The sequence below is a fragment of the Paracoccus tegillarcae genome, from assembly GCF_002847305.1.
Taxonomy (GTDB): domain Bacteria; phylum Pseudomonadota; class Alphaproteobacteria; order Rhodobacterales; family Rhodobacteraceae; genus Paracoccus; species Paracoccus tegillarcae.
On sequence record NZ_CP025408.1, the window covers coordinates 2,994,606 to 3,020,080 of the forward strand.

The window sequence follows — 25,475 nt, forward strand, 5'->3', positions numbered from 1 at the left end:
CTAATGCCGGTCCGGCTTGGCCGTGTCCCAGTCATCCGCGCTCATCTCGCGGATGGCGCGGTAAAGTGGCCAGGCGATCTGTGAGAACAAGGCCGTGCCCCAGAGCAGATTCCCGATGATCGAGGGAATGTAGGGCACCAGCAGCAAGGTCAGCAGCGTCACCGCGATACCAAACAGACGCACGCGATTGGTGTGGTATTTGCGGGTCAGGTCGCGGTCGACGATCACCGACTGGATGATCGTCAGCGAACCCAGAAAGCCCACCAGGCCGATGCAGCCGATCACCGCGTAGTCGTAGGGGTATGGCTCGAGAAAGCCGACATAAACCTCGCCTGCCAGCGCAACGCCCATCAGGACGCAGCACAGCATCAGCACGATATGGGCGAACCAATAGGTCAGCATCTGGCCCTTGGAGTCGGATTTGGGTTTGGCATTGCCGGCGCTGTCGAAATAGACCCAGGCCATGACGAACAGGGAAATCCCGCCGATGGCCAGATTGAACAATGTGCCGAAACTCACCTTGTAGATGCCCTTTTCGGACAGGGTCACGACGAGTTTAAAGAACCCTTCGCCGATCAGGATCAGGATCAACAGCGCAAAGCGCTCTGAGATATGGCCGAGCCGGGGGGTGATGCGGGTGTTCCAGAAGGTGCCCACCCGCGGCAGCACATATTGCAACTGCACCGAGAGCAGGCCCAGCCCAAAGACCCAATAGGCAAGCGGCCGGGGCAGGATCGCGCTGAGGGCAAAGACAGCGGCGAGAATAGCGAAGTTTCGCGCAACCGCGCGGGCGGCATTGTCAGGGTGATCGGGATCGACGCCTGCCGCACGCAGCCACATTGCGGCCGTAATCGCGCGGTTCATGGCGTAGCCTAGCGCAAAGAAGGGCCAGCCCCCGGCGCCGATCGCAGGAATAGAGGCCGCAACGATCATCACCGTGATGATTTGCAGGGCCATGCCGATGCGATGCAGAATATCGGTCGAGACATAGACCGAATTGTAGATCGTGTTGTCCGCCCACGCATACCAGACGGCAAGAAACAGGCCGGTGAAGACCAGAAACCCATGCACATCCAGATGGTGCGACAGGTAATTGCCCAGCATGAAGATCGTGACCACATGGATCAGGTCATAGAACAGCTCGACCCAGTGGACGTGATCGTTCGTGTGCTCGGCGTCCAGGTGGTGCTTTGGCTTGCGCCAGAAGGGGTGGTCATGCTTGGCCATTTCGTTTGTCCTTCTGCAGCATGTCTGTGTGTTCGGTGCCATCTTTGAAGCCTGCGTGAACAGCGTCAACGCCGGATTGGCAAGCGGCCTGGCAAAATAAAAGACCCAGCCGCGCGAACGGCTGGGTCCTGTTTCAGCGCCCGCCTGTCACAGGCAGGGGCGTCGGGCGATCAAACGAACTTCTTGATCTCGCCCGATTTCAGCCGCGACACATAGCTGTTCAGCTCACGACGCACGATCGGCATCAGCGCATAAAGGGCGATGATGTTGACGACGGCCATGGCAAAGATTGCCGCGTCCGAGAAGTCGATAACCGGGCCAAGGCTGGCTGCGGCACCAATCCAGGTGAAGATGCAGAAGATCACCTTGAAAACGATCTCTTTCGTGTGGCCTTCGCCAAAGAGGAAGGTCCAGGCTTTCAGGCCGTAATAGCTCCATGAGATCATGGTCGAGAAGGCGAACATGATCACCGCGATGGCCAGCACATAGCGGAACCAGCTGAAGGTACTGCTGAAGGCCGCCGAGGTCAGCGCGACACCGGTATTGCCGTCAACGGTCTGAATTGCGCCACCGGCTTCAGCCAGCAGATAGTTGCCGGTGTTGGGGTCGCTGACCAATTGTCCGGTGATGATAATCACCAGCGCGGTCATGGTGCAGATGACGACCGTGTCGATGAACGGCTCCAGCAGCGAGACAAAGCCTTCGGTGATCGGCTCTTTCGTCCGCACAGCCGAGTGGGCGATGGCCGCCGAACCGACGCCAGCCTCGTTCGAGAAGGCCGCGCGGCGGAAGCCCTGGATCAGTGCGCCGACAAAGCCGCCCGCAACGCCCAGCCCGGTAAAGGCACCGGCGAAGATCTGGCCAAAGGCCCAGCCGATCTGATCAAAGTTCAGCAAGATGATGGCCAACGCGGTGATCACATACAGCACGCCCATGAAGGGCACGACTTTTTCGGTGACTTTCGCGATGGATTTCAGGCCACCGATGATGACCGCAAAGACCAGAAGTGCGAAGATCAGGCCGGTGATCCAGCCGGGGAAGTCGCCAAAGACGGTAACCAGTTGCGCATGCGCCTGGTTCGACTGGAACATGTTTCCGCCGCCGAACGAGCCGAGGATACAGAAGATCGAGAAGAGAACGGCAAGGATCTTGCCGCCGAAGAAACCGCGCTCGGCAAAACCCTTGGTCATGTAATACATCGGACCGCCAGAGACCGTGCCGTCCTCGTATTCGTTGCGATACTTAACGCCCAGCGTACATTCGGTGAATTTCGTTGCCATGCCCAGCAGGCCGCACATGATCATCCAGAATGTGGCACCCGGGCCGCCAATGCTGACGGCAACTGCCACACCGGCGATGTTTCCCAGACCGACCGTGCCCGACAATGCGGTGGCCAGCGCCTGAAAATGGCTGACTTCGCCGGCGTCATTCGGGTCGGAATAGTCACCTTTGACCAGTGCGATCGAATGCGGGAAGGCCTTGAACTGGATAAAGCCGAAATAGGAGGTAAAGATCGTCGCCGCGACAACCAGCCAGCCGACGATCCAGGGGAAACTGGTGCCTGGGAAATTCGAGAAGATCAGGCTGACGAACCAGCCCGTCGAACTGGCGAAGGCGTCGTTAACGGTTTGGTCCAGGCCACCTGCAGCCTCTGCCTCTTGGGCGAGAACGGCGCCGGTCGACAGCGCGACCATGGCCAGAGCGGCGGCCGGTATCAGTGCCGCTTTGCGGATCGGATATGTCATGTTGTCCCTCCTTGCGGGCTGCGTTTATGGCACGATGGTCACAGGGGCGGGTGCCATCTGTGCCAATGTTCCTGCTGTCGATCCGAACAGACGCGAGCTCATGCCCGACTGGCCCTGCCGCCCGATGACGATCTGCGTCGCGCTGTGATCGGTGGCGATCTTGCACAGGGTTTCCGCAATATGGCCGTATTTCATCTCTGATTCGACCGTCAGCCCGCTGGTATCCAGAGCCGTCAGGGCGGGCGTAATGACCGCCTCTTCCGCGCGCTTCAGTTCTTCCGTGCGGCGCTTGTGACGTTCTTCCAGCTCTGTGGGGGTAAGGAAGGAATAGGGCGACCACTCCAGCACATGCGCGACCACGAGCGTTGCGCCGCTGGTCTTGGCCTTGTCGGCGGCAAAGGCCAACGCTCGTTTGGAACTCGCACTGCCGTCGTATCCGACGACTATTTTTTCAACCATGTTTTTCCTCTTTCTGTTGTTGGTCGATTGGCGTTTTTGCCCTTAGTTGATTGTTTTATGACGATTGCACTGTAACACGGGTTTGTGAATTGCCTAGTAACCATGCAATTGGCCGATTTTCTTCGTTGCCATCCGGCTGGGCGGTTCCGCGCAAAGACAGGCAATGCGATTTTCCCCTTTTCAATTCTGTGCGCTGCGGCCATAGTCCGGGCCATGACACGGACGCGACATATCGCCTCGGCCCCGCATGCGCTTTCCGGCGCGCCCATGGCCGTGCACCTCCGCGGTCTATTGCTTCTTACGCTGCGCTGAGCGGGTCCCGCCGGGCCACCGCTCTTGCCTGCGCAGCGCCCGGCACATCCCATCAAGCCAAGGAAGCAGCAGCAATGACCGATACAAATTACGTCAAGATTTTCGACACCACCCTGCGTGACGGTGAACAATCGCCCGGCGCGACCATGTCACATGCCGAAAAGCTGGAAATCGCCGCCATGCTGGACGACATGGGCGTCGACATCATCGAGGCGGGTTTCCCCATCGCCTCCGAGGGTGATTTCGCCGCCGTCAGCGAGATTGCGCGACAGGCCAAGACCAGCACCATCTGCGGGCTGGCGCGCGCGCAACTGCCCGATATCGACCGCTGCTGGGAGGCGGTGAAACATGCCCGCCGCCCGCGCATCCACACCTTTATCGGCACCTCGCCGCTGCACCGGGCCATCCCCAATCTGGACATGGACCAGATGGCAGAGCGGATCGAGCAGACCGTGACCCATGCCCGCAACCTTTGCGAGGACGTGCAATGGTCGCCGATGGATGCCACAAGAACCGAGCATGACTACCTGTGCCGGGTTGTCGAGATCGCGATCCGATGTGGTGCCACCACCATCAATATCCCCGACACGGTGGGCTATACCGCCCCGCGCGAAAGCGCCGATCTGATCCGGATGCTGCTGGAACGCGTGCCGGGCGCCGATACGGTCACCTTCTCGACCCATTGCCATAACGATCTGGGCATGGCGACGGCCAACAGCCTGGCGGCAGTCGAGGCGGGTGCCCGCCAGATCGAATGCACCATCAACGGTCTGGGCGAGCGCGCCGGCAATACCGCACTGGAAGAGGTCGTGATGGCAATGCGCGTGCGTCACGACATCATGCCCTTTGACACCGGGCTGGACACGACCAAGATCATGGGCCTGTCGCGGCGCGTGGCGCAGGTATCTGGCTTTCCTGTCCAGTTCAACAAGGCCGTCGTCGGCAAGAACGCGTTTCTGCACGAATCCGGTATCCATCAGGATGGCGTGCTGAAAAACGTCGAAACCTTCGAGATCATGAAGCCCGCCGATATCGGCCTGAACGAAGCCAATATCGCCATGGGCAAGCATTCGGGCCGCGCCGCGCTGCGCGCCAAGCTGGCCGATCTGGGCTACGAGGTGGGCGACAACCAGCTCAAGGATGTGTTCGTTCGTTTCAAGGCGCTGGCCGACCGCAAGAAAGAGATCTTTGACGAAGACCTGATCGCGCTGATGCAGGACAGCGCCGCCAATACCGGCGAAGATCATCTGCAGGTCAAGCATCTGCGTGTCGTGTGCGGCAGCGACGGACAAGAGGCCGATCTGACCATGACGGTTGATGGTGTGGAAAAGACCGTTCACGCCACAGGCGACGGACCCGTCGATGCCTGTTTCAATGCGGTCAAGCAGATCTTTCCGCATAATGCGCGGCTGCAACTGTATCAGGTTCATGCCGTGACCGAAGGCACCGATGCGCAGGCCACGGTCTCTGTTCGGATGGAAGAGGACGGCCGCATCGTGAACGGTCAGTCGGCGGATACGGATACGATCCTGGCGTCGGTCAAAGCCTATGTCGGTGCGCTGAACCACCTGATCATGCGTCGCGAACAGATGGGCAAGGACGGCGATTCCAAGCAGATCAGCATGTATTCGCACTGATCTGATCTGATCTGAACTGGTCTGGAAATCACGCGCTGGGCGGTATCCGCCCGGCGAAAATGTTGGCTCGTCCGGGCTGGGCGTCATGCCCGCCTGCAAGAGCGACAGATCAAGTTCGTCCGGAAACGGAAACTCTTGCTCGATCACCCGCATCAAGCAGGCGAGGCGGATCTGCCTCTCATGCGATCGCGCCTGTCCGGGGCCTTGATCGCTGTCGCTGTTTGACCAGCGCTGATCTGGGAAACTGACCTGCCGCCGGTCCATCATCGCCCGATAGCGCCGCGCCAACTTGCGGTGGTGGCGGTGAAAGATCGAGACACTATCAGGCAGGCGCGCGGCGGTGCCGACACTCATGAAAGAGTTCTCGGTCAGCCGCATTCCGACCGGCTCGCCATCCCAGTTGTTCAGGATCAGCCCCGTTGACAGCGACAGCGCGTAGACCGGGAACAGTCGAAGCCGCAGGGGGTTCTGAAGCAGCCGCGCCCTGAATTTCACCGATAGCGCGTCCTCGACGTCGTTTTCCTCCGAGACCAGAGCCTCGGCCCCCGGCAGCCGCGCGCACAGCCCGCGCAACCGCTGCAAATAGACGGCGGGCATCTTCGGTGAGGTCAGTACGACCGTGCGGAAATCCCGGTCGCTCTGCCCCAGCAAAGAGGGCAGGGTCAGCATCTCGAAGGACTGGAATCGCCGTTAGGTCCGGTCGGGGTCGAACAGTTCAACCGCAATCCGATCGCGGTCGGAGCCGTCTGGTTCATCCTCGCGCAATCGCAGCCGGTCTCCGCGTTCGACAAAGGAAAAGCGGATGTACACGACAAGGGCAGGGGCGTTATCGCCGGGCTGGGCAATGATGGGCAGTGCTATCCAGGATCCAGACGCGACATAAGATCAAAAAGCGCGGGGCCGTTGGCCCTGGACCTGTCCAAAACAGGGCTTTCGTCCTGCGCCTCGTGCTTTTATATGAGGTCAGTTGTAACCGAGGGCGATTCCTCGGCCAATACAACATTGAATGAGGCAGGCCGGGTCAACCGGCGCGAAAGGACCACGGGCATGGCATTCGGCGGGTTGTTTTCGACCGACATCGCGATTGATCTGGGCACGGCGAATACGCTGATTTACGTCAAGGGCAAGGGCATCATCCTCAACGAGCCTTCGGTCGTCGCCTATCACGTCAAGGACGGCAAGAAGCAGGTTCTGGCCGTGGGTGAGGACGCCAAGCTGATGCTGGGGCGCACACCGGGCAGCATCGAGGCGATCCGTCCCATGCGTGAAGGGGTCATCGCCGATTTCGACAGCGCCGAAGAGATGATCAAGCACTTCATCAAGAAGGTGTTCAAGCGCACGGCCTTCTCCAAGCCCAAGATCATCGTCTGCGTGCCCCATGGTGCGACGCCGGTGGAAAAACGTGCGATCCGGCAGTCTGTTCTGTCCGCCGGCGCCCGCAAGGCCGGTCTGATTGCAGAACCCATCGCCGCTGCCATTGGCGCGGGCATGCCGATCACCGAACCGACCGGCAGCATGGTTGTCGATATCGGCGGCGGTACCACCGAAGTGGCCGTTCTGTCGCTGGGCGATGTGGTTTATGCGCGTTCGGTCCGGATCGGCGGCGACCGTATGGACGAAGCGATCATCAACCACCTGCGCCGCCAGCAGAACCTGCTGATCGGTGACAGCACCGCCGAGCGCATCAAGACCAGCATCGGCACCGCCCGTATGCCCGATGACGGGCGCGGGGCCACGCTGATGGTTCGCGGCCGCGACCTGCTGAACGGCATCCCCAAGGAAATCGAGATCAGCCAGGCGATGGTGGCGGAGGCGCTGTCCGAACCGGTCCAGGCAATCTGCGAGGCGGTGATGGTCGCGTTGGAGGCAACGCCCCCGGATCTGGCCGCAGACATCGTTGATCGTGGAGTGATCCTGACCGGTGGCGGCGCGATGCTGGGCGAACTGGATCTGGCGCTGCGCGAACAGACCGGCCTGTCGATCAGCCTGGCCGACCAGCCCATGAGCTGCGTGGCCCTGGGCACCGGCAAGGCGCTGGAGTTTGAAAAGCAGCTTCGCCACGTGATCGATTACGATAGCTGATACCGTCCGTGCAGAGGCCCTGAATGGCACGCAAGGGACATGATTTCGCCACCCCCGTCAGGCGCGTTCTGATCGCGCTTCTGGCGCTGATCCTGATTGCGCTGTTCCTGTTCTGGCGCATCGACAGCCCGCGGGCCGAACGCATGCGCACCCAGATGATCGACCGTTTCGTGCCCAGCTTTGAATGGGCGCTCGTGCCTGTGACCAAGGTCAGTCAGATGGTCGCCGGGTTTCAGTCATACGCCAGACTATACGAACAAAATCAGGAACTTCGCCGCGAATTGCAGAAAATGCCAGCCTGGCGCGAGGCTGCGGTTCAGCTGCGGCAGGAAAACGACAAGCTGCTGGCGTTGAACAAGGTCCGCATCGACCCGGCGCTGACCTCTGTGACCGGCATGGTGCTGACCGACAGCGGCAGCGCGTTTCGCCAGTCGGTGCTGCTGAATGTCGGGCAGCGCGACGGCATCGTCGATGGCTGGGCGACCATGGACGGGCTGGGGCTGGTGGGCCGCATCGCGGGCGTTGGTTACCAGACCAGCCGGGTTGTGCTGCTGACTGATCCCTCGTCGCGCGTGCCGGTGACAATTCTGCCGTTGGGTCGGCGGGCCCTGCTGACGGGCGACAATACGCCGCTGCCGGTCATGGATTTCATCGAGGGCAATGAGGGCATTCGCCCGGGCGAACGGGTGGTAACCTCGGGCGATGGCGGGGTCTTTCCCGCCGGGCTTCTGGTCGGCCATGTGGTCGAAGCCAGCGATGGCCGCCTCAGGCTGTGGATGGCGGCCGATTACGACCGACTGGAATTCCTGCGTGTGCTGCGCTCGCATCCGGCCGAGGCGCTGGATGATACAGGGGCGCTGATCCCGCCGGGCGATGCCGGCTTTATCGGTCCGATGCTTCCTGAAAACCCGGTGGACCCCGATGCCACACAGGGCTTGATCGGGGCGGCCAACGATGGTTGAGGCGCGCACCCGCGACCTGCTGCGCGGCGCGGCGCTGTTCACGGCCTGCTTTCTGGCGATCCTGTTCCTGCGTATCTTGCCGCTGAACGCCGCCTTTATCGGATGGCCCGGCCCTGACCTGGGCCTGTGCCTGACCTTTGCCTGGGTCCTGCGCCGGCCCGATCTGCTGCCCGCGCCGATGATCGGGCTGCTGTTCCTGCTCGAAGATATCATGCTTTACCGTCCGATCGGGCTGTGGGCGGCGTTTGTCCTTGCCGGCTCCGAGGCCGCACGTCTGCGCGAGGCCCGTTGGCGCGAACAGCCTTTCATGATTGAATGGCTGCGCGTGGCTTTGCTGATCGGTGCGATGGTGCTGGGCTACCGGGTCGTGCAGATCCTGTTTCTGCTGCCGGTGCCGGCTTTGGGGCAGGTGATCCTGCAATATATCGCAACGGTCGCAAGCTATCCTGTCGTCGTCTGGGCCGCGCGCTGGTTGATCGGGCTGCGTCGGGTCACGCAGACCGAGGTCGAAATGATGAGATACCGTTAGGGGCGGCAAAAGATGCGCAAATCGCCAGCCGAAATACTGGAAAGCACCAGATTGATTGGCCGAAGGGGGCTGATGCTGGGCGGCATTCAACTGTCTGTCGTGGCCGCCCTGGGTCTGCGCATGCGCAGCATGCAGTTGGATCATGCTGACGAGTATCGGCTGCTCAGCGATGGCAACTCGGTCAAGATCCGGCTGATCCCGCCCGCACGCGGGTTGATCCACGATCGCAACGGGCTGATCCTCGCCGCGAATGAGCAGAATTACCGGGTGACGCTGACCCGCGAGGATGCGGGCGGCGATGTCGCGCCTGTTCTGCGCCGGCTGTCGCGGCTGATCCCGATGACACCCGAACGGATCGACGAGTTGATGGAGGAATTCGGCAAGCGCAGCGCCATCACGCCGATCATTCTGGCCGACCGGCTCAGCTGGCAGCAGTTTTCCTCGATCGCCGTGAATGCCCCCTCATTGCCCGGTGTCGCGCCCGAGGCCGGTCTGTCGCGGATCTATCCGCGCGCGGGCGATCTGGCGCATGTCATGGGCTATGTGGGGCCGGTCTCTGATTATGACCTGTCCAAGATAGAGGACCCCGATCCCGTGCTGATGCTGCCCGAATTCCAACTGGGCAAGGTCGGCGTCGAGGCCAAGATGGAACAGCCCCTGCGCGGCAAGGCCGGTTCGCGGCGGGTCGAGGTCAACAGTGCTGGTCGCGAGATGCGAGAGCTGGGCCGCCAAGAGGGCCAGCAGGGCGCGACCGTTCAACTGACCGTCGATGCCCGCTTGCAGAACTATGCCGCGCAACGCCTGGGCGAGGAAAGCGCGGCGGCTGTGGTCATGGACGTGCAGACGGGCGATATCCTGGCGATTTCGTCGTCGCCTGTTTTCGACCCCAACAAATTCGTGCGCGGCATTTCTGGGCCCGATTATCGCGCGCTGATGGAACATGACCATCGCCCGCTGGCCGACAAGACCGTGCAGGGCGTCTATCCGCCGGGTTCCACCTTCAAGATGGTCACACTGCTGGCTGGTTTGGATTCGGGCATCATCAACGGTGGCTGGGGCGCCTATTGCCCAGGCTATACCGAGTTGGGAACGCGCAGATTCCACTGCTGGCGGCGCGGCGGGCATGGCTATATCAACCCGCTGGCCAGCCTAGAACAAAGCTGCGACGTCTTCTATTACGAACTGGCTCAGCGCGTGGGCATCGACCGGATCGCCGCGATGGCGCGCAAGCTGGGCATCGGCGTTCGCCATGATCTGCCCATGTCGGCAGTGGCCGAGGGTATCGCGCCCGACCGGGACTGGAAGATGGCGCGCTATGATCAAAGCTGGATGATCGGCGACAGTCTGAACGCGAGTATCGGGCAGGGTTATGTGCTGGCATCGCCCCTGCAATTGGCGGTGATGACCGCGCGTGTCGCCACGGGCCGCAGCGTAGCGCCGCGGCTGATCCGCGCCATCGACAACGTCGCTCAACCGCAGCCGGAAGCCGAAGATCTGGGCATAGACCCGGCACATCTGTCGCTGGCCCAGCGCGGCATGGAGGCGGTGATGAACTCCAATCGCGGCACCGCCATGCGATCGCGCATCATCACGCCAGAATGGCGCATGGCGGGCAAGACCGGAACCAGCCAGGTGCGCAACATCACCGCGGCCGAGCGTGCGCGCGGCGTCGTCAGCAATGATCAACTGCCCTGGAACCGCCGCGACCATGCGCTGTTCGTCGGTTACGCGCCGTTTGATGCGCCGCGCTATGCTGTTTCGGTCGTGGTGGAACATGGCGGCGGCGGATCTGCCGCGGCGGCCCCTGTTGCCCGTGATATCCTGCTTTTCGCACTGGCGGGCGGATTGCCGCCCCTGTCGTCGGTGCCCGATGGCGAGCGTGCGGCGATGCAGGCCCGCAATGAGGCGATGACGCTTTATGACCCCGAGGCGCGGCCCGCCTCTGGCAGTACGCGGGCATAAGGGACGCCGATGGCTTATCTGGACTATAAGGTCACGCATACGCCGACGGGGTTGCGCAAGATCCTCTATCTCAACTGGCCGCTGGTCTTTCTGCTGGCGGCCGTCGCCGCGGTCGGCTTTCTGATGCTGTACTCGGTCGCAGGCGGCAACCCCGATACCTGGGCGCGCCCCCAGATGGAGCGTTTCGCGATCGGCATGGTCGCCATGATCGCGCTTGCCTTTGTGCCGATCTGGTTCTGGCGCGGCATTTCTGTGTTCGCCTATATCGCCTGTCTGCTGCTGCTGGTCGCGGTCGAGTTCTTTGGCGATGTCGGCATGGGCGCGCAGCGCTGGATCGAGATCGGTCCCTTGCGACTGCAACCCTCCGAGATGACAAAATTCGCCCTGGTGCTGATACTCGCGGCCTATTACGACTGGCTGGATATCGAAAAGACATCTCGTATTCAATGGGTTATCGTTCCATTGGCGCTGATCCTGCTTCCCACATTTCTGGTCCTTACGCAGCCCGATCTTGGCACGGCGATCCTGTTGGTCGCCGGCGGCGGGATCGTGATGTTCGCAGCCGGGGTGTCGCTGTGGTATTTCGCGGGCGTCATCGCGGCTGTTGGCGGGCTGGTCTTTGCGGTGCTGGAAAGCCGCGGGACCGACTGGCAATTGCTGAAGGATTATCAGTATCGCCGCATCGACACATTTCTTGATCCGGCCTCGGACCCGCTAGGGGCCGGCTACAACATCACGCAGGCGCAGATCGCGCTTGGTTCGGGCGGATGGTCGGGCAGGGGCTTCATGCAGGGCACGCAGTCGCGCCTGAACTTTCTGCCCGAAAAGCATACCGACTTCATCTTTACTGTCCTGGCCGAGGAATTCGGCTTTGTCGGTGCCTTCTCTCTGCTGCTGCTTTACGCGCTGATCATCGGCTTTTGCCTGTATTCGGCGCTGACCAACCGGGATCGCTTTGCCAGCCTGCTGACAATCGGCGTTGCCGGTGCCTTCTTTCTGTATTTTGCCGTGAACATGGCCATGGTCATGGGGCTGATGCCAGTGGTCGGGGTGCCGCTGCCGATGGTCAGCTATGGCGGCACCGCGATGATGATCCTGTTGATGGCCTTCGGAATGGTTCAATCAGCGCATGTCCACAGGCCGAGGTAGCACGCGATGAAGGTTCTTTTTGCCGCGCCAGAGGCGCAATGGGCGGAATGGTCCGCCGCCATTGCGGAAACTTGCCCAGAGGCCCAGTTGCACCGGGACGGAGATCCGGCCAGCTTTGATGCCATCATTTATGCGCCCGGCGGCGAGATCGAGGATCTGTCGCCCTATCGCAACGCGCGCCTTGTCCAAAGTCTGTGGGCAGGGGTCGAGCGGATCGTCACCAATCCAACCCTGACGCAGCCGCTGGCGCGTATGGTCGATCCCGGCCTGACCGAAAGCATGACCGAGTATTGCACCGGCTGGGCGATGCGGGCGCATCTGGGCATGGATCGCTATGCGCAGGATGGTGATTGGCGAAACGATCTGATTCCACCTCTGGCGCGCGACCGGCGCGTCACCGTGCTGGGCATGGGCGCGTTGGGCGGTGCCACGGCGCAGATGCTTGCCGGGATTGGCTTCGATGTCGCAGGATACAGTCCTTCGGGTCGTGGTCCTGAGGGCATCCAGATCTTTCGCGCCGGTGAATTGCCGCAGGCGCTGGCGCGCGCCGAGATCCTGATCACCCTTCTGCCCGATACGGCCGAGACGACGAACCTGCTGGATGCGGATAATCTTGCGCGGCTGCCCAAGGGTGCCACGATCATAAACCCCGGGCGTGGCAAAGTGATCGACGACGATGGGCTGCTGGCCGCGCTGGATCAGGGGCATATCGCCCATGCGGTCCTGGACGTATTCCGGACCGAGCCACTGCCCGGCGATCACCCGTTCTGGGCGCATCCTGGCATCACCGTCACGCCGCATATTGCCGCCGCGACCCGGGCGGAGACCGCTGCGGTTCTGGTCGCCGAAAATCTGCGCCGCGCGATGTCGGGTCGGCCGATCCTGCATCTGGTCGACAGGACCAGGGGCTATTAGATCAATCGGGCTGGTCTAGCTGTTCCGCTTGCGATCCGGGGCAGTTGCCGGCGGTTTGAGCTCGCCTTGTCGCGCCTGGATCTGGCGCAGCTTGGCGATCCGATCTTCCATCTTTTTCACACGCCGTTTGTGATAGGCGCGGATCACAGGCACGGTCAGGTAATGGCAGGCGGCGCCGATGATGGTTCCCCAGATGAGGCCGCCGATCATATACGGCCAGAATATCTGCTGAAAGAAGTCGGCCAGATGCCCCCAATGCGCGTCACGCGGGCCAAAGGGGGCAAGGATATTGTTCCACAACTCCTCGCTGGCGCGCGAGAACTCGCCAAAGATCATCTGCGGCCCCAGATCGCCGTGCAGTCCCAGGATGAAGCGGCCCGTCGTCAGGCAAAGCACGGCAACAAAGGGCACCGTGACCGGATTGATCGCAAAGGTTGCCAGCAGAGCTGCCAGCACATTGCCGCCGATCAGCCAGGCCATCGCTGCCGCACACAGGAAATGAAATCCGAAAAGGGGTGTAAACGACACCCCAACGCCGGCGGCCACGCCACGTGCGATGCGGTGCGGATGGTCGGGCAGGCGGCGCACCCGATGCAAGACATAGGTTCCCGCACGGCGCCAGCCGCCGCGGGGATAGATCATGTCGCTGGCGATCTGCCCGTAACTGCGCGGTGTGCGGCGTTTGAACAAGGCTGGCTCTCTTGACTGCTCTGGGCGATCAACGCCTGTGCGTGACCTAAGGTTTCAGCACCGGGTCGCGCACCCGATTAACCTGCGCGACGTCGCTTTCTGCTTCGAGCGCGGTCAGCAGTGTGTGCAGATGCTCGCGGTCGCGCAGTTCGATCTGTATCCGCAAACGGTAAAAATCGGGTTTACGGTCGATGAATTCCAGATCCGAGATATTGGCGCCCTGCACGCCAATCAAGGTGCAGATGCGCCCCAGCACGCCCGCGTCGTGGCGGATGGTCAGCGACAGCATGGTCGAATAGGCCGCCGGATGGCGTCCTTCATGCCAATGCAGATCGACCCAACGCTGCGGGCTGTTCTCGAATTCCGCCAGTACCGGGCAGTCGATCGCGTGGATCACCACGCCCTTGCCGCGATAAGTGATGCCCACGATCCGCTCACCCGGCAGCGGGTTGCAGCAGGGGGCGCGGGTGAACGAGGTATCGGCCTCTAGTCCCGCGATGGGACGGTTGGGGTCGATATCGTCCTGCTTGTCCGCCAGTTCGGGATAAAGTGCGGCCAGCACATCATGCGCCGATATCTCGGCACTGCCGATATGCGCCAGCAGTTCCTCGGCCCCGCTCAGGCCCATCTGTTTGGCCGCGGTCCTGAGCGCCTTGTCGGTCACACGTCGGCCCACATGCTCAAAGGCCACCCGCGCCAGTTCGCGGCCCAGCTTGACGAAGCGGTCGCGATCCTCTTCGCGCAGGGACCGCCGGATCGCCGCCTTGGCACGGCCCGTCACCACGATGTCCAGCCAGGTCGCCTGAGGGCGCTGACCCGAAGCCGAGATGATCTCGACCGATTGACCGTTTTTCAACCGGGTCCACAGCGGCACCCGGATGCCGTCGATCTTGGCGCCGACGCAACTATTGCCCAGACGTGTATGAATTGCATAGGCAAAATCAATCGGCGTCGCGCCGCGCGGCAGCTGGATCACATCGCCCTTGGGCGAGAAACAGAAGACCTGATCCTGATACATCTCTAGCTTGACGTGCTCGAGAAACTCGTCGTGATCCTCTTCGCCAAAGCGGTCGGTCAGGCTTTCGATCCATTCTGCCGGGTCGACGGCAAAGGGGTTCTTGGTCCTGACCCCGTCGCGATAGGCCCAGTGCGCGGCAACGCCGGCCTCGGCGACCTCGTGCATCTGGCGGGTGCGGATCTGGACCTCGACCCGCTTGCCATCGCGCCCCGAAACGGTTGTGTGGATCGAGCGATAACCGTTCGATTTGGGCTGGCTGATGTAGTCCTTGAACCGGCCCGGAACGGCCCGCCAGCGCCGGTGGATCACGCCCAGCGCCCGGTAACAATCGGCCTCTGAACGGGTGATGATGCGAAAGCCGTAAATGTCGGAGAGCCGCGAAAAGGCCAGCTGCTTTTCCTGCATCTTGCGCCAGATGCTGAAGGGCTTTTTCGCGCGGCCAAAGACATCCGCATCAATGTCCTCTTTCTCAAGCTCTGCCTGGATATCGGTGGTGATCTGACTGATCACATCACCCGATTCCTTTTGCAGGCTGACAAATCGGCGGATGATCGAGTTGCGGGCCTCGGGATTGATGACCTTGAAGGCCAGATCCTCCAGCTCTTCACGCATCCACTGCATCCCCATGCGTCCGGCCAGCGGCGCATAGATGTCCATCGTCTCGCGCGCCTTTTGTGCCTGCTTGTCGGGACGCATCGACTTGATCGTGCGCATATTGTGGAGGCGGTCGGCCAGTTTGACCAGGATCACACGAAGATCCCGCGACATCGCCATGAAAAGCTTGCGGAAATTCTCGGCTTGCTTGGACTGCGCACCTGAGAGCTGAAGGTTGGTCAGCTTGGTCACGCCATCGACCAGATCAGCGACCTCTTTGCCGAACAGCTTGGCGACATCGCCCCAGGTCGAGCGCGTGTCCTCGATCGTGTCATGCAGCAGGGCGGTGACGATCGTGGCGTCGTCCAGCCGCATCTCTGTCAGGATGGCGGCGACGGCGACGGGATGGGTGAAATAGGCCTCGCCCGAATGACGGAACTGGCCCTCATGCATCCGCAACCCGTATTCATAGGCATCACGGATCAGGTCGGAATTGCTGCGCGGGTTATAGTTCTTGACCAGCGCAATAAGGTCTTCGACGTCGATCATAGAATGTCGAAGACCCCGCTTGTTCCGTCAGCTGCGCTCGTTGGCTTCCAGCATCATGCGCAGCATGCGCTCTTCGCTTTCGTCATCGGCGGGCTTGGGCCGATCGACTTCAGCACCCAACAGAAGCGCCATCGCGTCTTCTTCGGGTTCGTCTACCTCGATCTGCGTCTGGGTCGATTCGATCATCCGCTCGCGCAGATCGTCGACGGGCTGGGTTTCGTCGGCGATTTCGCGCAGGGCGACAACCGGATTCTTGTCATTGTCGCGATCAATGGTGGGCGCGCTGCCTGCGGTGATCTCACGCGCACGGTGCGATGCCAGCATCACCAGATCGAAACGGTTTGGAACCTTGTCGACGCAATCTTCGACGGTTACGCGGGCCATATGCTACCCCTTTGGCTTGCGAATCGGACTTGCACTGCGAAACCGGATAACTGGTGGTGTGGGGTCTGAATGTCAAGCATCCTTCCCTAATTTCGCCAGCATTGCCGTTACGGTCAGCCCGGTCAGCGGGTGGCGCCAATGCGGAGCGATCTCTGAAAGGGGACGCAAAACGAAATCGCGGTCCTGCATTCGCGGATGCGGCAGGATCAGCGTCTCGGGGACGGCGGCGGCCTGACGTGCGGGTGGCAGATCGCGCCACCAGTTTTGCGTGGCGGCATCCGGCAGCACCAGATCGCCGGCGGCGATCAGGTCCAGATCCAGTGGCCGCGCCTGCCAGCGCCTGCCTTGGCGCAATCGTCCCAGCCCTGCTTCTATCTCGTGCAGGCGGGCCAGCAGCCGGGCAGGTTTCAGGTCCGAGCAAAGGATCACGGCAGCGTTGATGAAATCCGGACCAGAGCCCTCTGGAAAGGCCGCGGTTCGATGAAATCGGCTCACGCCGGTGATTGTAATATCCTGATCAGAATGCAAGATTGTCACGGCATGCCGCAGCGTTGCTGCGGGATCACCAAGGGCGGAAGGCAAGTTGCCACCAAGTGCGACAATGTAATCGATCATCTGTTTTACCTTGTGAACCTGCTGCCCAGAATTTGCTGATCTTTGTTTCGGGTGCCCTCACATCCAGAGCGAGGACAGGTTCCATGATTTTATTTCGGAAGGCTATGACAGATGTTCTACAAGGATGACAGATTGGCCCTGTTCATCGATGGCGCCAATCTGCACGCTGCAGCACGGTCGCTAGAGTTCGACATAGACTACAAGCTGCTCAGGCAAGAGTTCCAACGCCGTGGCAAGCTGGTGCGCGCATATTACTATACGGCGCTGCTTGAGGGCGAGGAATATTCGCCGATCCGCCCGCTGATCGACTGGCTGAACTATAACGGTTACGCCTTGGTCACCAAGCCGGCCAAGGAATATACCGACACCCTGGGCAGGCGAAAGATCAAGGGCAACATGGATATTGAACTGGCCGTCGACGCCATGGAATTGGCGCCGCGTCTGGATCATATCGTGCTGTTTTCGGGCGACGGTGATTTTCGTCCCCTGGTCGAGGCGCTGCAGCGAATGGGTGTGCGGGTGACGGTGGTCTCGACCATGCGCAGCCACCCACCGATGATCTCTGATGAATTGCGTCGTCAGGCGGATAATTTCATCGAGCTGAATGATCTGCGCGAGGTGATCGGCCGTCCGCCGCGTGAGACCACGCAGGTCTAGCGCAGGGCAGGCTTTCAATGGCGCGGCGGCCCAACCCGCTGCGCCAGCCACGCCATGAAATCGGCAATAGCTGCCTCGTCGCGTTTGACGTTGGTCCAGCCGCGTGGACGTGTTGATCGCTGCTTTGGCGGCGGATCGCGCCGTTGCTGGCGCGGCTGTGGCGGCTGGAGCGCCGCATGGACGGCCCGGTGCAGGTGTTGTGGGGACAAGCGGACCAGTGGTTGCCCGCAGCACAAGGCGACGCGTTGGCCGCCTTGAAATCAGATCAGCCGATGATCCGGGTTCCCGGTTGTGGTCATCTGATGCAAGAGGATGCGCCAGAGGCTGTGGTCGCGGCTGTCATGGGCACGGCGCGATAGGGTGTGCCCCGCCGTTTCCAGCGGGGCGGGCCATGTCAGCTTTTCGGCGTCACGCGATACATACCGCCGTCGGCCTCATCCGTCACCACCCAGAGCGAGCCGTCAGGGGCCTGCTGCACATCGCGGACGCGCCCGATATCCAGCGGGAATTGCTCTTCGCCGGTCACACGCTGACCGTCCATTTCCAGCCGAACCAGCATTGCCCTGCTGAGCGAGGCAATCAAGACGTCGCCCTGCCAATCGGGAAACATCGCGCCGTCATAAAAGATCATGCCAGAGGGTGCGATCACCGGGTCCCAGTAATAGACCGGCTGCTCCATCCCGTCGCGCGCCGAGATGCCTTCGCTGATCGGCTCGCCGCTATAGTTGATCCCATATGAAATCGCCGGCCAGCCGTAGTTTTTTCCGGCCTCGATCCGGTTCAACTCATCCCCGCCACGCGGGCCATGCTCGATGGCCCAAAGCTGGCCGTCCGCGTCCAACGCCGCGCCCTGCGGGTTGCGCACGCCGTAGGCATAGATCTCGGGCAGGGCGCCCTGCTGGGCCAATGGGTTCTCGGGCGTCTGGCCGGGCTGTTGGCCGATGCGGACCACCTTGCCCAGATGACCGTCCAGTTCCTGCGCCAGTTTGCGGGGTTCTGGGTCGGATCTTTCGCCCAGGGTCACAAAGAGATTGCCATCGGCAGTCGGGACGATGCGGCTGCCGAAATGCTGGGCCCCGCCATAGCCGGGCTGTTGTTGAAACAGCACCTCGACATTTTCTACGGCAGTGCCGTCCTCGGTCAGCGTCATGCGCGCGACGGCGGTGCCGTTCAATTCGCCGCGAGGTTCCGCGTAACTGAGAAAGATCGTCCGGCTGCTGTTGAAATCAGGGGCGATGGCCACGTCCAGCAATCCGCCCTGACCTTCGGAAAAGACCTCGGGAATGCCGGCCACGTCATTCACGGCGCCGTCCTTGTACAGTTTCAGCCGGCCCGGGCGTTCGGTGATCAGCACGGACCCATCGGGCAAAAAGGCAAGCGCCCAGGGGTTTTCCAGCCCCTCAACCAGCGGTTCGACCTGCAATTCCAAGTCACTAAGGACTGCGTCCGCGCGGGTCTGCCCCTCGAATGCGGGCTGGAATTGCGTATTCGGTTCGCCCTGCGGCCAGGGCTCGGCGGAAAGGGTGGTGGCGGTTAAAGCTGCGGCTGCGGTGTAAATAAAGGTTTTCATCAAAAAACTCCTGTGAATGTCGGGCTTGGCTATGTCCCGACGTCAACGCCCCAGCTGCCGTTCAGGTCCACTGGATTTTCCCGGCGCGTCGCGCTAGGCAACCCGCTATGGAACATGCAAAGCCTCCCTTGACCCTGTATCTGGCCGCCCCGCGCGGCTTTTGCGCCGGCGTGGATCGCGCCATCAAGATCGTCGAGATGGCGATCCAGAAATGGGGGGCACCCGTCTATGTCCGCCACGAGATCGTGCACAACAAATACGTCGTTGATTCCCTGCGTGAAAAAGGGGCGGTCTTTGTCGAGGAACTGGACGAATGCCCTGATGATCGCCCGGTGATCTTTTCGGCCCATGGCGTGCCCAAGGCGGTTCCAGCCGAGGCGCGGCGTCGCGACATGGTGTTCGTCGACGCGACCTGTCCGCTGGTCAGCAAGGTCCATGTCGAGGCGGCCCGCCATCATGCGGATGGGTTGCAGATGGTCATGATCGGCCATGAGGGTCATCCCGAAGTGCTGGGTACGATGGGACAATTGCCGCGGGGCGAGGTGATCCTGGTCGAAACGGTCGAGGATGTGGCGACGATCACACCGCGCGATCCGGATCGACTGGCCTTCATCACCCAGACCACCCTGTCGGTCGATGACACGGCGGCCATCGTGGCAGCTTTGCAGGCGCGCTTTCCGTCGATCATCGGCCCGACCAAGGAAGACATCTGCTACGCGACGACCAACCGGCAGGCTGCGGTCAAGTCGGTCGCGCCCCTCATTGATGCGCTGCTGGTCATCGGCGCGCAAAATTCCAGCAACTCCAAACGGCTGGTCGAAGTCGGCAAGGCCGCGGGCTGCGATTATTCGCAACTGGTGATGCGGGCCGACCAGATCGACTGGCGCGCCATGTCGGGCGTGCGCGCCGTCGGCGTGACTGCAGGGGCCAGTGCGCCTGAGGTGCTGGTCAACGAGGTCATCGACGCCTTCCGTGCCCGCTTTGACGTGACGGTCGAGGTGGTCGAGACCGCACAGGAGAACGTCGAGTTCAAGGTGCCGCGCGTCCTGCGCGAGCCGGCATGACCGGGTCCAGATCCGAGCATGTTGATTTCGTTTAGCAACAGATTTGTATATATAAAATCCCGCAAGACCGGGGGGACCAGCCTTGAGATCGCCTTGTCCTGCATCTGCAGGCCGCCTGACCTCAGAGCTGCGATCTATGCGCCCGACGAAGCCCTTCTTCGCGAGATGGAGGGCATTGCTTCGACACCGACATTTAACGGCGTGCCCTTGGGGCCGCACATGTCTGCGAACCGCATTCGGGCATTGATCCCTGAAGAGTGGCCCAATCTCTATCGATTCACGGTCGAGCGGCATCCCTACGAGAAAGTGGTTTCAAGGGCGTATTGGTGCTTGGGTAGAAGCGGCAAAGAGGTCGAGGATTTGTCCGCGACAATCGACGATATCATTGACAGGCATGTTGCCAGTGATCGAGAACTTTACACGATCGACGGTGAACTCGCTGTAGATCGGGTCTTTTTCCACGAGCGACTGGAAGAGGCGCGTGAGGAACTGTCTCAAAAATTCGGGCGCCAACTGCCGCCTCTGCCCCGGGCCAAAGGCCAGTTCCGCCAGGATCGGCGCCCCGCGACCGAAATCTTGTCCGCCGTGCAGAAACGTCGTATCCGCGACCTGACAGCATGGGAGTTCGAACAGTTCGGCTTCGCCCCCTGAAAAAGACCGCCGCCACGGGTGGCGCCATTAACATTTCGCGCCAGATAACAGGAGCGTCCGATGATCCTATACTCCATGCCGTCGTCTGGAAATTCCTACAAGATCAGACTGCTGCTGGCGCTTGCGAACAAGGCGGCTGATATTGTCGATTGCGAGTACGGATCGGAGCGGCTGAACCGCGCGAAGGCTGACGGAACTCTACCTTACGGCAAGGTCCCGGCCTTGGCATTGGACGATGGAACCGTACTGGGCGAATCCGACGCGATCCTATGGTATCTGGGCGAGGGGACGGATTTCATCCCCGCCAATCCGGTTACGCGGGCGCAGATGCTTGGCTGGATGTTCTGGGAACAGTACAATCACGAGCCGGTCATTGCCGTGCGCGCCGCGCTGATGACCTATCCGCACCGCGCCGCGGATGCCACGCCCGAGCGGCTGGCCGATCTGTTGGATCGTGGCCATGCGGTCTTGCAGGCGATGGAGGATCGTTTGTCAGGCCATGACTGGTTGGCAGGCGACGCGATGAGTCTCGCCGATATTTGCCTTTATGGTTATACCCATACCGCAGGCTCGCTTGGCGGTTTCGACATGCAGCGTTTTCCGGCGATCAATGACTGGCTTGCCCGGATCGAGGCGCAGCCCGGCTATCAGGCGCTCTCCGCATGATGGCCGCAACCTGCATGACGGACCGGCTGTCTGATGTCTGAACTTTACGCCTGGACCGATGGCGCTTGCAGCGGCAATCCCGGCCCTGGTGGCTGGGGTGTGCTGATGCGTGCCATGGATGGCGAGCGCGTCGTCAAGGAACGCATGCTGAAGGGCGGCGAGGCCGGCACCACCAACAATCGCATGGAACTGATGGGTGCAATCTCGGCGCTGGAGGCGCTGACGCGGCCCTCAGAGATCACCATCATCACCGACAGCGCCTATGTAAAGAACGGCGTCACCGGCTGGATCCACGGCTGGAAACGGAACGGCTGGCGCACGGCGGCCAGAAAGCCGGTCAAGAATGAGGACCTCTGGCGCCGGCTGGACGAGGTGCAGGCACGCCACACGGTGACTTGGGAATGGATAAAGGGCCATGCAGGCCACGCCGAAAACGAACAGGCCGATGAACTGGCCCGCGCCGGGATGGAGCCCTTCAAGTGAACCTTGCCGCCAATCTGCCGGTGCTGGTCTGGACGCTGGATTATGCGTCGGTGCTGATCTTTGCGCTGACCGGCGCGCTGGTGGCCAGCCGGCAGCAGCTTGATCTGGTGGGCTTTATCTTCATGGCCGCGATGACGGCGGTGGGCGGCGGCACATTGCGCGATCTGATCCTGAACCGGGATCTGGTTTTCTGGGTCGCGCGACCCTCGATGATCATGGTGGCGACGCTTGCGGCTTTTGTCGTCTTCTGGACGGCGCATCTGATGGAAAGCCGTTATCGTGTGCTGCTGTGGCTGGACGCGCTGGCGCTGGCCATCGCGGTGCCGGCGGGCGTTGCGGTGGCGCTGGCCAGCGGGGTCAGCCCGCTGATCGTTGTCATCATGGGGGTGATCACCGGCACCTTTGGCGGTCTCATGCGCGATGTGGTCGGCAACGAGGTGCCACTGGGCCTGAAGGCGGGTGAGTTGTATCTGACCGCAGCATTTGGCGGCGCGGTCATGGCCGTTCTGCTGGTCTGGCTGGGCCTTGGCCGGGGCGAGGCGCTGCTGGGCTGCGGCGTGACCACCTTCAGCCTGCGTGCGGGCAGTTTGATCTGGGGATGGAAACTGCCGGGATACCGGCCGCGTCCACCCCGGACGCGTGGCTAGGTTTCCGACCAGACCGCCATTTCTGTGCCGCCGGGTTCAATGAACTGGAACCGCCGCCCGCCGGGAAAGTCAAAGATTTCATGCGTGATCTTTGCGCCGGCTGCACGAATGCGCTGCAACGCGGCCTCGAGATCATCGGCTTTCAGAACGACCAGCGGCGGACGCGTCGCCGCGCGTTCGATCCCGCCACCGATACCTGCGCCCTGGATGTCGCGGTAGTCGGGGCCATATTCGATAAAATCCCATCCGAACGCTCGGGCCATGAAGGCCTGCGTCTCTTCCAACTGGGGTGAGGCAATCTCGATATAATCAATGGCCAGTTTCGGTTCGCTTTCCATCGCGCTCTCCTGCGGTTTTGCGGCGATGGTGCACCGTCGCCGCATCTAGCGCAAGCTGGGCGGGCCGCTGTGTTGCGGGCGAAAATCCTCGACCCCCATGCGCAGCCCGCGCCCGATCCGATGGGCCAATTGCGACCAGGCAGCGGCCGCGTCCGCAGGCAGGGTGCGGCGCAGCGTTTCATCGAAAAGCGCCAGCCATAGCGTGAAATGTTCGGGGCGCACATCGCCCGCCGCCATATGGACCTGCATCGGATTGCCGTCATAGCCGGGCTGATACAGGATCGCCTTTTTCCAGAAGCCGGCGATCTTTTCCTCGTGGCTTGGCCAATCCTCGACATGGCCGCCAAAGACCGGCCCCAGCACCTCGTGGCGGCGGATTGCGGCGTAAAAGACCTTGACCACCTGGTCGATCTGGTCAGCGGTAATATCAAAACGAGCGAGCGACATACGGCCTTATTGGGCTTTTCCGCGCGGCGCAGCAAGGCGGCAGGGTGACGCAGCGCCGCTGACCCAAGCGCCGGCCTCTCGCGCGGACCCCTCAGCCGAGCCGGCTGACGGAGATTTGCCCTGATCGGCCCTTTTCCCTGCGGCCCGTGCGCCCTACAAGGCTGCAAACGGAGGCCAGTATGATCGGACGACTGAATCACGTAGCCATCGCGGTGCCTGACTTGCAGGCGGCTGTGGCGCAGTATGAAACCACTTTGGGCGCATCGGTCGGCGCGCCACAGGACGAACCGGACCACGGCGTCACGGTGGTGTTCATCGAATTGCCCAACACCAAGATCGAACTGCTGTATCCTCTGGGTGAGAACAGTCCGATCCAGGGCTTTCTGGACAAGAACCCGTCGGGGGGCATTCATCATATGTGCTTTGAGGTCGAGGATATCATCGCGGCACGCGACCGGCTGAAAGGCGAGGGCGCACGCGTTCTGGGTACGGGCGAGCCCAAGATCGGCGCCCATGGCAAGCCGGTCCTGTTCCTGCACCCCAAGGATTTCAACGGCACGCTGATCGAGTTGGAGCAGGTCTGATGAACCTTACAGGCGGGGTCGTCCTTTACGCTGTGCTTTGGTTTCTGGTGCTGTTTATTATCTTGCCAATCGGCGCTCGTAGTCAGGCGGATGCGGGCAAAGTCGTGCCCGGAACACATGCCAGCGCGCCCGACAACCCGCAGCTCAAGCGCAAGGCGCTGTGGACCACGCTGATCGCGGCCGTCATCTGGGGCTTTTGTGCGTGGATCATTCTGGGCGGCGTGATCACCCGCGAGGATATGGAAGCACTGGGCCGCTGGTCGACTGAACATATTGGAACAGGTGAGTAAACACCGCTGCGGCCAGAACAGGCACAGCGATGTTCAACACCGGGATCGTCAGCAAAACCGCGATGGCGATGCCGGCCAGTGTGATCTGGGTGGCATTGGCCTTGCGCAGAGCGGTTGCCTGCGGTTCGTGCAGATGGCGGCGCGCGGCCATTTGGAAAAATTCACGCCCGAGTAACCAGCCATTCGCGGTATAAAACAGCAGCGGTGCAAAGGGGCCGAGAAAAGGTGTTGCCAGCAGCGTCAGCAGCAACACGCCCAGCATCGCCGCGACCACGGCGACGGATTCCAGAAGACCATCCATGAAATCAATGCTCTGACCGCGGTTTTTCGGGTAATGGATCTCCTCTACCTGATCCGAGACACGCTCGGCAAACAGGCCGGAAAACGCGGCAGCCACAGGACCCATCAGGAAAAAACCCATCAGCGGAAACAGCGCCAGCGAGCCCCAGGACAATGCGTTGCCGACATCGACCGTTCCGATCCATGGCAGGCTGAACTGTCCCGGCGTCAGGGCACGGACCAGCGCGAAGACCCCAGCCTGCAGCGCGATGAAAAGGGCGATAGTCAGACCGACCCCGATCAGCAGCAGGTTCAGGATGCGGGGCCGCAGCAGATCCGCCCAGCCCCTTGCAAGGGCGCGCCAGCCGATCATGTCTGGTTATCCGCCGGCCACACCGTCTTGGCGGCAATATCGGGGCGTGGCCGCTCTGGCGGTGTTTCGCGGCGTGTGCCGATGTGGATCAGACCGGCGACGCGCTCGTGCTGTCTCAATCCCAGATGGGCGCGACCAAAGCCTTGATTCAACGCAGCAAAACCCGTCAGCCACGACGCGCCCCAGCCCGAGGCCAGCGCCGCATTCACCAGCCCCAGGCAGACCGCACCCGCCGACAGGATCTGCTCCCATTCGGGGACTTTTTCACTGGCCACCGGCGAATAGACCACGCCAAGGATAACGGGCGAGCCAAAGGCTGCGACGGCCTTTTCGGCCAGGGCGCCATCCTGTGTTTCGGACAGAACCTCTTGGCGCAGGATCGGTTGCAGCCGGTCCAGTTCCGCGCGCTCCAGCACCAGAAAGCGCCACGGCTCCAACTTGCCATGATCGGGCGCGCGTGCCGCTAGTGTCAGCAACCGCGTGATTTCATCGCGGTCCGGTGCAGGATCGGTCAGCAGTTTTGGCGGGTGTGACCGGCGTGTCGCCAAAAACTCCAGCGCGGCGTCATTGCGGTATTCCATGGACGTCTCCTGCATC

The 25,475-nt window shown here is 61.8% G+C and carries 28 protein-coding genes and 1 pseudogene; 16 read left to right on the plus strand and 13 right to left on the minus strand.

All coding sequences use genetic code 11. The features are described 5' to 3' along the window. The 3 genes from CUV01_RS14510 to CUV01_RS14520 all read right to left on the minus strand — a co-directional run bounded on the left by CUV01_RS14510 (nucleotide 1) and on the right by CUV01_RS14520 (nucleotide 3,431). Nucleotides 1-1,227, minus strand: coding sequence for a low temperature requirement protein A (locus tag CUV01_RS14510; protein ID WP_101461098.1), 1,227 nt, complete (start codon nucleotides 1,225-1,227; stop codon nucleotides 1-3). A gap of 170 nt (nucleotides 1,228-1,397) precedes the next feature. Then, entirely contained in the window at nucleotides 1,398-2,921 is a 1,524-nt protein-coding gene (locus CUV01_RS14515) for an alanine/glycine:cation symporter family protein (RefSeq protein ID WP_232962759.1), read from the minus strand. Between the two features lie 75 nt (nucleotides 2,922-2,996). Next, the gene (locus tag CUV01_RS14520; RefSeq protein ID WP_101461100.1) at nucleotides 2,997-3,431 is read right to left on the minus strand and encodes a universal stress protein; all 435 of its coding nucleotides are present in this window, start codon (nucleotides 3,429-3,431) and stop codon (nucleotides 2,997-2,999) included. A 386-nt stretch (nucleotides 3,432-3,817) separates the two neighbouring features. Here CUV01_RS14520 and CUV01_RS14525 point away from each other — a divergent pair, with 386 nt between their 5' ends. Continuing rightward, entirely contained in the window at nucleotides 3,818-5,380 is a 1,563-nt protein-coding gene (locus tag CUV01_RS14525; RefSeq protein ID WP_101461101.1) for a 2-isopropylmalate synthase, read from the plus strand. A 258-nt stretch (nucleotides 5,381-5,638) separates the two neighbouring features. On the opposite strand, the pseudogene CUV01_RS20375 reads toward CUV01_RS14525, so the two are convergent. Further along, a pseudogene (locus CUV01_RS20375) lies at nucleotides 5,639-6,049 on the minus strand (glycosyltransferase); the annotation flags it as partial. A gap of 378 nt (nucleotides 6,050-6,427) precedes the next feature. On the opposite strand from CUV01_RS20375, the gene CUV01_RS14535 reads away from it, so the two are divergent. The 6 genes from CUV01_RS14535 to CUV01_RS14560 are packed head-to-tail and all read left to right on the plus strand — an operon-like array spanning nucleotide 6,428 to nucleotide 12,979. After that, a complete protein-coding gene (locus tag CUV01_RS14535) occupies nucleotides 6,428-7,462 on the plus strand; it encodes a rod shape-determining protein (protein ID WP_101462122.1) in 1,035 nt (344 codons plus the stop codon). Between the two features lie 23 nt (nucleotides 7,463-7,485). After that, entirely contained in the window at nucleotides 7,486-8,424 is a 939-nt protein-coding gene (gene mreC / locus CUV01_RS14540; RefSeq protein ID WP_101461102.1) for a rod shape-determining protein MreC, read from the plus strand. Then, nucleotides 8,417-8,953, plus strand: a complete 537-nt coding sequence (locus CUV01_RS14545; protein WP_101461103.1) for a rod shape-determining protein MreD — start codon at nucleotides 8,417-8,419, stop codon at nucleotides 8,951-8,953. Before mreC ends, CUV01_RS14545 begins: the two co-directional genes overlap by 8 nt. Nucleotides 8,954-8,965: 12 nt before the next feature. Then, on the plus strand, nucleotides 8,966-10,915 hold the full coding sequence (gene mrdA, locus CUV01_RS14550) for a penicillin-binding protein 2 (protein ID WP_101461104.1): 1,950 nt from the start codon (nucleotides 8,966-8,968) through the stop codon (nucleotides 10,913-10,915). Nucleotides 10,916-10,924: 9 nt separating this feature from the next. After that, on the plus strand, nucleotides 10,925-12,064 hold the full coding sequence (gene rodA / locus CUV01_RS14555; protein ID WP_101461105.1) for a rod shape-determining protein RodA: 1,140 nt from the start codon (nucleotides 10,925-10,927) through the stop codon (nucleotides 12,062-12,064). 6 nt (nucleotides 12,065-12,070) lie between these two features. Then, the gene (locus tag CUV01_RS14560; RefSeq protein ID WP_101461106.1) at nucleotides 12,071-12,979 is read left to right on the plus strand and encodes a 2-hydroxyacid dehydrogenase; all 909 of its coding nucleotides are present in this window, start codon (nucleotides 12,071-12,073) and stop codon (nucleotides 12,977-12,979) included. A 15-nt stretch (nucleotides 12,980-12,994) separates the two neighbouring features. On the opposite strand, the gene CUV01_RS14565 is transcribed toward CUV01_RS14560, so the two are convergent. The 4 genes from CUV01_RS14565 to folK all read right to left on the minus strand — a co-directional run bounded on the left by CUV01_RS14565 (nucleotide 12,995) and on the right by folK (nucleotide 16,829). Continuing rightward, a complete protein-coding gene (locus CUV01_RS14565; RefSeq protein ID WP_101461107.1) occupies nucleotides 12,995-13,669 on the minus strand; it encodes a DUF2062 domain-containing protein in 675 nt (224 codons plus the stop codon). A 46-nt stretch (nucleotides 13,670-13,715) separates the two neighbouring features. After that, nucleotides 13,716-15,830, minus strand: a complete 2,115-nt coding sequence (locus CUV01_RS14570) for a RelA/SpoT family protein (protein WP_101461108.1) — start codon at nucleotides 15,828-15,830, stop codon at nucleotides 13,716-13,718. A 27-nt stretch (nucleotides 15,831-15,857) separates the two neighbouring features. Further along, nucleotides 15,858-16,214, minus strand: a complete 357-nt coding sequence (rpoZ, locus tag CUV01_RS14575) for a DNA-directed RNA polymerase subunit omega (protein WP_101461109.1) — start codon at nucleotides 16,212-16,214, stop codon at nucleotides 15,858-15,860. A 72-nt stretch (nucleotides 16,215-16,286) separates the two neighbouring features. Further along, nucleotides 16,287-16,829 (minus strand): 2-amino-4-hydroxy-6-hydroxymethyldihydropteridine diphosphokinase, encoded by a 543-nt coding sequence (folK, locus tag CUV01_RS14580; RefSeq protein WP_101461110.1) that lies wholly within the window; start codon nucleotides 16,827-16,829, stop codon nucleotides 16,287-16,289. 111 nt (nucleotides 16,830-16,940) lie between these two features. Here folK and CUV01_RS14585 point away from each other — a divergent pair, with 111 nt between their 5' ends. Both CUV01_RS14585 and CUV01_RS14590 read left to right on the plus strand, forming a co-directional pair. Continuing rightward, the gene (locus CUV01_RS14585) at nucleotides 16,941-17,486 is read left to right on the plus strand and encodes a LabA-like NYN domain-containing protein (protein WP_101461111.1); all 546 of its coding nucleotides are present in this window, start codon (nucleotides 16,941-16,943) and stop codon (nucleotides 17,484-17,486) included. 143 nt (nucleotides 17,487-17,629) lie between these two features. Next, a complete protein-coding gene (locus CUV01_RS14590) occupies nucleotides 17,630-17,845 on the plus strand; it encodes an alpha/beta fold hydrolase (RefSeq protein ID WP_101461112.1) in 216 nt (71 codons plus the stop codon). Nucleotides 17,846-17,880: 35 nt separating this feature from the next. Here the strand turns inward: CUV01_RS14590 and CUV01_RS14595 are convergent, their stop codons facing one another. After that, nucleotides 17,881-19,056, minus strand: a complete 1,176-nt coding sequence (locus CUV01_RS14595) for a PQQ-dependent sugar dehydrogenase (RefSeq protein ID WP_101461113.1) — start codon at nucleotides 19,054-19,056, stop codon at nucleotides 17,881-17,883. A gap of 107 nt (nucleotides 19,057-19,163) precedes the next feature. Between CUV01_RS14595 and ispH the strand changes: the two genes are divergently transcribed. Genes ispH through CUV01_RS14620 form a run of 5 tightly spaced genes read left to right on the plus strand, consistent with a single transcriptional unit; the run spans nucleotide 19,164 to nucleotide 22,567 of the window. Next, complete coding sequence (ispH, locus tag CUV01_RS14600) at nucleotides 19,164-20,120, plus strand: 4-hydroxy-3-methylbut-2-enyl diphosphate reductase (protein WP_101461114.1); 957 nt, start codon at nucleotides 19,164-19,166, stop codon at nucleotides 20,118-20,120. 18 nt (nucleotides 20,121-20,138) lie between these two features. Then, nucleotides 20,139-20,771 carry a hypothetical protein gene (locus CUV01_RS14605; RefSeq protein ID WP_101461115.1) on the plus strand — a complete coding sequence of 211 codons (633 nt, stop codon included), beginning with the start codon at nucleotides 20,139-20,141 and terminating at the stop codon, nucleotides 20,769-20,771. Nucleotides 20,772-20,831: 60 nt separating this feature from the next. Continuing rightward, nucleotides 20,832-21,437: a glutathione S-transferase family protein gene (locus tag CUV01_RS14610; protein WP_101461116.1), complete on the plus strand. Its 606-nt coding sequence runs from the start codon at nucleotides 20,832-20,834 to the stop codon at nucleotides 21,435-21,437. A 33-nt stretch (nucleotides 21,438-21,470) separates the two neighbouring features. Further along, on the plus strand, nucleotides 21,471-21,920 hold the full coding sequence (rnhA, locus tag CUV01_RS14615; RefSeq protein WP_101461117.1) for a ribonuclease HI: 450 nt from the start codon (nucleotides 21,471-21,473) through the stop codon (nucleotides 21,918-21,920). Beyond that, the gene (locus CUV01_RS14620) at nucleotides 21,917-22,567 is read left to right on the plus strand and encodes a trimeric intracellular cation channel family protein (protein WP_232962277.1); all 651 of its coding nucleotides are present in this window, start codon (nucleotides 21,917-21,919) and stop codon (nucleotides 22,565-22,567) included. The genes rnhA and CUV01_RS14620 overlap by 4 nt, the downstream gene beginning before the upstream one ends. Here CUV01_RS14620 and CUV01_RS14625 read toward each other — a convergent pair. Both CUV01_RS14625 and CUV01_RS14630 read right to left on the minus strand, forming a co-directional pair. Further along, nucleotides 22,564-22,905 carry a VOC family protein gene (locus tag CUV01_RS14625; protein WP_101462124.1) on the minus strand — a complete coding sequence of 114 codons (342 nt, stop codon included), beginning with the start codon at nucleotides 22,903-22,905 and terminating at the stop codon, nucleotides 22,564-22,566. The two genes, CUV01_RS14620 and CUV01_RS14625, sit on opposite strands and share 4 nt — an antisense overlap. A 45-nt stretch (nucleotides 22,906-22,950) precedes the next feature. Next, nucleotides 22,951-23,352 (minus strand): group III truncated hemoglobin, encoded by a 402-nt coding sequence (locus CUV01_RS14630; RefSeq protein ID WP_101461118.1) that lies wholly within the window; start codon nucleotides 23,350-23,352, stop codon nucleotides 22,951-22,953. Nucleotides 23,353-23,531: 179 nt separating this feature from the next. On the opposite strand from CUV01_RS14630, the gene mce reads away from it, so the two are divergent. Both mce and CUV01_RS14640 read left to right on the plus strand, forming a co-directional pair. Next, a complete protein-coding gene (mce, locus tag CUV01_RS14635) occupies nucleotides 23,532-23,936 on the plus strand; it encodes a methylmalonyl-CoA epimerase (RefSeq protein WP_101461119.1) in 405 nt (134 codons plus the stop codon). Further along, the gene (locus tag CUV01_RS14640; protein WP_101461120.1) at nucleotides 23,936-24,226 is read left to right on the plus strand and encodes a DUF1467 family protein; all 291 of its coding nucleotides are present in this window, start codon (nucleotides 23,936-23,938) and stop codon (nucleotides 24,224-24,226) included. The genes mce and CUV01_RS14640 overlap by 1 nt, the downstream gene beginning before the upstream one ends. Here the strand turns inward: CUV01_RS14640 and CUV01_RS14645 are convergent. Together CUV01_RS14645 and CUV01_RS14650 are read right to left on the minus strand one after the other, a co-directional pair. After that, the gene (locus tag CUV01_RS14645; RefSeq protein WP_232962279.1) at nucleotides 24,162-24,878 is read right to left on the minus strand and encodes an EI24 domain-containing protein; all 717 of its coding nucleotides are present in this window, start codon (nucleotides 24,876-24,878) and stop codon (nucleotides 24,162-24,164) included. The genes CUV01_RS14640 and CUV01_RS14645 overlap by 65 nt on opposite strands. Beyond that, nucleotides 24,875-25,459 (minus strand): nitroreductase family protein, encoded by a 585-nt coding sequence (locus CUV01_RS14650; RefSeq protein WP_101461121.1) that lies wholly within the window; start codon nucleotides 25,457-25,459, stop codon nucleotides 24,875-24,877. The genes CUV01_RS14645 and CUV01_RS14650 overlap by 4 nt, the downstream gene beginning before the upstream one ends. Nucleotides 25,460-25,475: the final 16 nt, after the last annotated feature.

Excerpts from the sequence above, each read along its gene's own strand:
- CUV01_RS14510 (WP_101461098.1), bottom strand. The coding sequence starts at position 1,227 with ATGGCCAAGCATGACCACCCCTTCTGGCGCAAGCCAAAGCACCACCTG.
- CUV01_RS14515 (WP_232962759.1), bottom strand. The coding sequence starts at position 2,921 with ATGGTCGCGCTGTCGACCGGCGCCGTTCTCGCCCAAGAGGCAGAGGCT.
- CUV01_RS14520 (WP_101461100.1), bottom strand. The coding sequence starts at position 3,431 with ATGGTTGAAAAAATAGTCGTCGGATACGACGGCAGTGCGAGTTCCAAA.
- CUV01_RS14525 (WP_101461101.1), top strand. The coding sequence starts at position 3,818 with ATGACCGATACAAATTACGTCAAGATTTTCGACACCACCCTGCGTGAC.
- CUV01_RS14535 (WP_101462122.1), top strand. The coding sequence starts at position 6,428 with ATGGCATTCGGCGGGTTGTTTTCGACCGACATCGCGATTGATCTGGGC.
- mreC (WP_101461102.1), top strand. The coding sequence starts at position 7,486 with ATGGCACGCAAGGGACATGATTTCGCCACCCCCGTCAGGCGCGTTCTG.
- CUV01_RS14545 (WP_101461103.1), top strand. The coding sequence starts at position 8,417 with ATGGTTGAGGCGCGCACCCGCGACCTGCTGCGCGGCGCGGCGCTGTTC.
- mrdA (WP_101461104.1), top strand. The coding sequence starts at position 8,966 with ATGCGCAAATCGCCAGCCGAAATACTGGAAAGCACCAGATTGATTGGC.
- rodA (WP_101461105.1), top strand. The coding sequence starts at position 10,925 with ATGGCTTATCTGGACTATAAGGTCACGCATACGCCGACGGGGTTGCGC.
- CUV01_RS14560 (WP_101461106.1), top strand. The coding sequence starts at position 12,071 with ATGAAGGTTCTTTTTGCCGCGCCAGAGGCGCAATGGGCGGAATGGTCC.
- CUV01_RS14570 (WP_101461108.1), bottom strand. The coding sequence starts at position 15,830 with ATGATCGACGTCGAAGACCTTATTGCGCTGGTCAAGAACTATAACCCG.
- rpoZ (WP_101461109.1), bottom strand. The coding sequence starts at position 16,214 with ATGGCCCGCGTAACCGTCGAAGATTGCGTCGACAAGGTTCCAAACCGT.
- folK (WP_101461110.1), bottom strand. The coding sequence starts at position 16,829 with ATGATCGATTACATTGTCGCACTTGGTGGCAACTTGCCTTCCGCCCTT.
- CUV01_RS14585 (WP_101461111.1), top strand. The coding sequence starts at position 16,941 with ATGTTCTACAAGGATGACAGATTGGCCCTGTTCATCGATGGCGCCAAT.
- CUV01_RS14595 (WP_101461113.1), bottom strand. The coding sequence starts at position 19,056 with ATGAAAACCTTTATTTACACCGCAGCCGCAGCTTTAACCGCCACCACC.
- ispH (WP_101461114.1), top strand. The coding sequence starts at position 19,164 with ATGGAACATGCAAAGCCTCCCTTGACCCTGTATCTGGCCGCCCCGCGC.
- CUV01_RS14605 (WP_101461115.1), top strand. The coding sequence starts at position 20,139 with ATGTTGATTTCGTTTAGCAACAGATTTGTATATATAAAATCCCGCAAG.
- CUV01_RS14610 (WP_101461116.1), top strand. The coding sequence starts at position 20,832 with ATGATCCTATACTCCATGCCGTCGTCTGGAAATTCCTACAAGATCAGA.
- rnhA (WP_101461117.1), top strand. The coding sequence starts at position 21,471 with ATGTCTGAACTTTACGCCTGGACCGATGGCGCTTGCAGCGGCAATCCC.
- CUV01_RS14625 (WP_101462124.1), bottom strand. The coding sequence starts at position 22,905 with ATGGAAAGCGAACCGAAACTGGCCATTGATTATATCGAGATTGCCTCA.
- CUV01_RS14630 (WP_101461118.1), bottom strand. The coding sequence starts at position 23,352 with ATGTCGCTCGCTCGTTTTGATATTACCGCTGACCAGATCGACCAGGTG.
- mce (WP_101461119.1), top strand. The coding sequence starts at position 23,532 with ATGATCGGACGACTGAATCACGTAGCCATCGCGGTGCCTGACTTGCAG.
- CUV01_RS14640 (WP_101461120.1), top strand. The coding sequence starts at position 23,936 with ATGAACCTTACAGGCGGGGTCGTCCTTTACGCTGTGCTTTGGTTTCTG.
- CUV01_RS14645 (WP_232962279.1), bottom strand. The coding sequence starts at position 24,878 with ATGATCGGCTGGCGCGCCCTTGCAAGGGGCTGGGCGGATCTGCTGCGG.
- CUV01_RS14650 (WP_101461121.1), bottom strand. The coding sequence starts at position 25,459 with ATGGAATACCGCAATGACGCCGCGCTGGAGTTTTTGGCGACACGCCGG.